This window comes from Gammaproteobacteria bacterium (genome assembly GCA_013697705.1).
Taxonomy (GTDB): domain Bacteria; phylum Pseudomonadota; class Gammaproteobacteria; order UBA6002; family UBA6002; genus UBA6002.
This window is the reverse complement of the sequence record JACCWJ010000051.1, coordinates 1-5,328: the sequence shown is the minus strand read 5'-3', so window position 1 is coordinate 5,328 and position 5,328 is coordinate 1. Positions and strand designations below refer to the sequence as shown.

General features: G+C 36.6%; 2 protein-coding genes. Both read right to left on the bottom strand.

The window, feature by feature from the left end; translation table 11 throughout:
• A partial coding sequence (locus H0U71_09890) for a hypothetical protein (GenBank protein MBA2655356.1) occupies positions 1–1,647 on the bottom strand: 1,647 nt, incomplete at its 3' end.
• Positions 1,648–1,796: 149 nt separating this feature from the next.
• The gene (locus H0U71_09885; protein ID MBA2655355.1) at positions 1,797–5,117 is read right to left on the bottom strand and encodes a hypothetical protein; all 3,321 of its coding nucleotides are present in this window, start codon (positions 5,115–5,117) and stop codon (positions 1,797–1,799) included.
• Between the last annotated feature and the right edge of the window lie 211 nt (positions 5,118–5,328).

The following is a 5,328-nucleotide window of genomic DNA, read 5'->3' as shown; positions in this document are numbered from 1 at the left end:
TAATGCATGGTTTTGTAGAGTAATATAAGACCATAATTTTTTTGCTAAGTATGGGTTGTGATTAATGTCATCCAAAATATTTTTGGGGTGACTCACACAAAAAACTAATAAAGTCTTACCGCTAAGGTGCTGATTAAAAAAAGGAGTATTTATTATTACAGAAGCTAGCTTGGCATTTATACTACCTACTATTTCTAAAGAAATAGTATCTATTTTTCTGACTAAGATTAGGTTTTTTAATTCTTCCGGATAGCCGAGATATTCCTGCCATGTACGTTGGTTAGATTTTAAATCTTCACGATATGGCTCGGGAATTGAGTCGGGATTCAACTTAACGAATTTGCTTTGAATTGTGGGATGTAAATATAAGTAATTTTCAAACACATAGTGCCAAATTTTTCCAGAATTTAAAGATAATAATTTAGGATGAACTAAAGACCAGTTCTTTCTCTTTAATTGAGTTTTATACCAATCACACTCATCAAGTATTCTGATTTCACCCTTAAAAACTTCATCTCTTAAGTTCAAATAGCTTTGTCGCAACGGACTCGTGCTCTCAGCCACCGAATGAAAAAATTCGGGTGTTACAATAGAGCACATTTGCTCTTCGTTAAAATTAGCGTGTAAGAGTAAATTAGGGAAACACGTAATAATTTCTCTTATTGCTTCCGGGGAGAGATCCTTAACCAGGGCGGGAGTTGTAACCACAAATTCAGCAACTTGTTCTGATTTTTCGGATAAAGTTGCAGCCAACTCACTTCTTTTGGCTGGGTCATTAAAATTACTATGCTTGAGAATATAAATGCCATTGTCAAAATATGAGCCTATGGTTTTAAGATGGAGCAAAGTCTGATTTTTTTGGTCCCCTTGTGCTAAAATTAACTCAATTAATTGTTCATCATACTGTCGGTCTTGGCCGGCTAGCTGGGATAATGAAAAAATATCAGGCCATAAGCTCGTTAAAGACGCTTTGTAGTTCCCCTCTTTCTTGATAATCTTATGACGCAAATCTTCAAAACACTTTATTTTTTCTAGTAAATTTTTTTCTGAAGAAAACAGAGTTAAAAAATCCGTACCATGAATTTTTTTTAGCTGAGTTAGATGGAAAGTATTTAATTGGGAATATGTTGAGCCGTGATTATCGAGAGTATTAGCATATATTTGGAGGAAATGTATATTCTTGCTCGCTAACTCATACCATTGAGATGCGCTCAACTCAATCTCTTGGAATGCAGGTCCAGGCAGTGATTCCAAAAAAGGGGTTAATTTTTCCAACGCATGGTCATACTCTATTAGAGAGCCGATTTGAGAAAGCGCTTTAATTAAATCCGGGGATAGGGCGTCAAGCCGTTGATTACTTTGTATATGTGAGTCAGCAACGATTAACAAGTGGTTTAAAGCTTTCGTAAAACTGCGGTTACTTATTAGGGCATCTACATTGTCTGTGTGGCTTTCAATTATTGATTCTAAAAGCTGGGGGAATAAATACGTTGGAGGTATATCAGCTAATATTGAATAAGCGATTTGGGGGTGATTGATTAAAAAGGTAGCTTGCTCTTTCCCCCTTAAGTCTGCATCGATGATAGCTTGGTAAACTGTTGGATCTTTATCGTACTCCAAATTGTTATTTTCATTTGAATCTAGCATCGTTTCTCCGGACAGTTAATTTTTGTACTAATTTACAAAATAATACATGGGTATTTTTAACGAATACATAAAGTATTGCTTCAAACTTACAACGCCGCCCTTGTTCGAAAAAATTGTCGTATACAGAGAAATGAGCGCATTCAGTTATTTTACGACATACTGGGCGGTTTGTTATTATTATCTGAAAACTCCCAGTCTTTTTTCCTCAGAGCTTCTTTGATTTCGCTAATCAATACTGCACACTCGGCTGGTGAATCAGGGGTATTTGGTTTATGCCCAAAAAATTCTAATCCTTTATTAATGAATGCAAAGTTAGGCTCCTTTATCAACCCTTGATATGTTTGATTTGGATGATGAGGGACCGCTTGCTTTTCCCATTCTTCAATTGTAGTCAATAGGCTTTTATAAGGACTTTCTTCTAACCTATCGTCTCGCATGTTCTGCTTAATTTTTTCCCGCAAATTATCTATCTTCTGTTCTAAATTGAGCAGGGCTTGTTTTTTTTCCGCGAAGAAAAAATAGAGGGGGGATGATCTTAGTGAGCGAATTTTATCTAACAACGGATTGATCAAATCGTTCAGCATAGACGTTACCTCTAATCTTCTCGAATCCCCGCTTTCAGTGTATTCCTCACCTTTTTTTTGTGCAAATTGATAAGCTCTGTATAATAAGTTTATATTGACTTTCTTCTTGGCAAATTCTCTAAGTTCATCAGTAGCCTTGAGATAACTATCATTTTCACAGCCTTTAATTAAGCTCTTTACAGCCCGGGCTTCATTGTTTTGAGCTAAGTAGATTTTAAATAGGGCACGATAAATTGCGTTGCCTCCAAAATTGCGATGCTTCTTATTTGCTTTTAAGATTTCTATAGCCTCATCATTTCCAGCTTGGCCAGCAAAAATGAGTGGGTCATATAAATTACGTGCATCGATCCTATGAGAAAACTCGAAGCTACACTTTACTGCTTGCCATAAAAATTTGCCTAACTGCAGTGCCAGTTCGGGAGTTTTATTTTTTTCATAGTATTCGAGTATATTCGAATAATATTCGATCATCATTGAGATTGTCTTTGCGTACGTTCGAGAATCCAGGAAAATATTATCTTCCAGCTGAACGGGAACATAATAAAAATTTGTACTAGGTATTTTACGCCCTCGTTTACGCGGGCCTGAAAGAGCTTCAAAAAACTCAACAGACTCAAGGTGAGCTGTTAAAGGTATGCTTATTGAAGAAGACTGCAAGAGTACTTTTTGTGCTTCTAAACTTTCCAATATTTTGAGTACAAGATTTAACTGAAAAGCAATATGTTTAGGATCCTGTTGTGGATCTGCGCCTCCAAAAATCTTAAGACAATAAATAGAATAAAATATTGAACGGGCATTATCTGCATTTTTTTCGTATATGATAGCGTGCACAGGAGACATGTCAAATGTTGAGTTTCCTGCGATAAAATCCCATGCTTTTGGTGATCCTTGCTCTAAGGCTTTGTTCAAATAATTAAGGTGCTCATTATTTTGAGTGGCAGACGATTTTGCATAGTAACAATATAACCAATAAAATACATTTGCATCTTGGCATTTTTCTGCAATTAACTTTAGTTTTTCTAGGCCTACCACATTTTCGAGCGGCTCATTTCTTTGTAATACAAAGAAGGACGATAGTTCGAGTAACGACAGTACTGAATAAGCTGTAAGTGGTGATTTATCTAGGAGTCGCTCCATCACGGGGTGAATATTCTTTTGAAACAGATCATGAAGAGATTCTTGAGGTGCTGATAAATCGAAGTTATATGCTGAGATTAAATCTGGGTGTTTACAACATAATGCAAAGGTTTCTAATGCGACATAAGACCACAATTTTTTTGCTAGTCCGGAATTGTTATTAATTTCCTGTAGGAGAGTGTTTCCATGAACAATGCACAATGTTAATAGCATCTTGCCGTTAAGATGGCTGCTAAAGAGAGAGTTGTTTCTGATAATTGATAGGGCAAGGTCTTTGCTTTCCGTGGTTACTTGTAAAAAATTCTCGCTTCTATGGTGGAGTAGCCTTCTAAGTTCATCTGGAAAGTTAAAATGTTCGTTCAAGGTTTGTTGTATTTCCTGAAATTTTTCTGCGAATGAAGGCGGAACTAAGCTTATCTCTAGTTGAGCTAGTTCGAGTTGGATGCTAGGTATTAAGGCTAGGTAATTATCAAATATATAGTCCCAAATCTTTGAAGAAGGCTTTGATGAAGTTAATTTAGGTAGAACATAATTCCACTGATTTTCTTTTAGTTTTTGCTTGGCTAAATCTAACTCCTGCAGTGCTAGTAATTCGTCTTGAAAAGAAGCGCTGTTGAAAACTGCACTGTGTTGACTTTTTATCTGGTCGCAAACGGAATTTTGAGCAGGGGAATTCTTAGGTAAACTATGAAAAAATTCAGGAGATAGGATGGGGGCGACATCATTGAAATTGATATTTAAAAGTAAGCTAGGAAAACGCATGATAATTTTTCTTGCGGCATTTAGGGGCACGCGGCTAATGTTTTCTGGAGTAGCTAGGAGCTTCAACGCTATTTTTTCTGAGATTCTTCCTGCTAAAACTATAGCTAAGGTATCTCTTTTTTCTATATCTAAAAAATGGGCGTGAGTGATAATATAGTCGGGATTTTGGGTATGGTCGGCTATTTGTTGAAGAGCTAACCAGGCATGCCTATCTAGCTTTAGACTAGGCTTTGTTAAGATAAAGTCAATTAACTGAATGTCGTAATTTTGGTTTTTACCCGCTAACAGACTTAACGACAGTACATCTGACTTAAAGCACTCAAAATATTCAGAGTATTTTTTTGTGTCATCTTTGTTATCTGCTATATCATCGCATAGTAATGCAAAATGACTGATTTTATCCCGCTGACTTTGTACTCGTGGGTGGATTGAAAATGTCTCACCATGTTTTTTCTTAAGTTCAGTTAAATAAAATAAATTTAAATTGTCATAGTCACTGATTTTATGAAGGTCGAAATATATTTCGAGGTAGCGAATATTTTTACTTATTAACTTATACCATTGCGCTGAACTTAATTTCAGCTGTGGAAATATTTCCCGGGGGATTCTATCCAAAAAATCATTTAGCCTTTCTACGGTGTGAAGCTCAGGTACACGTTTAGCAAGGTTTTTAAAAGAGAGGGAGGGTAACTCTGGGAGTATCGCGAGGGTGATTTCGCTCTGCGAGTGGCCAAAATCAAGTATACATTCTAGTGCAGCCCTAAAATGAATATTATTTATAAGCATTGGTGTGGCGTCTTTAAAATTTTCAATTATGGACTCTAAAAGACGAAGGCTTAAATTCTGCTTGGGGATGCTAGCTAATATTGCATAGGCAAATTCAGGGGCGTTAACTAAAAAGTTGTCTAGTTGCTCACGGCTTAAGTCGGCATCGATGATAGCTTGGTGAATAGTGGGATCGTTATTATTTTCAGTTGAGCTTAGCATCTTCTCTCCGGGAGTATGGATTTTTAATAGTCAGTAATGGGGTGATTATAGAGGGGGATGATTAACAAATACTTAAATACATTTTTTAGCAGGTTTTCGCCATGGCAACCGCATCAAAAACCCCCTTGACAAACATTTGAGGCTTGAATTTCCCTGGATTTCGCTACGCTACATCCAGGCTACAACACCCTCAAAGTAGCCTGGATGTAGC

Bases quoted from the DNA above. Each gene is read 5' to 3' on its own strand.
- H0U71_09885 (MBA2655355.1), bottom strand. From the start codon at position 5,117: ATGCTAAGCTCAACTGAAAATAATAACGATCCCACTATTCACCAAGCT.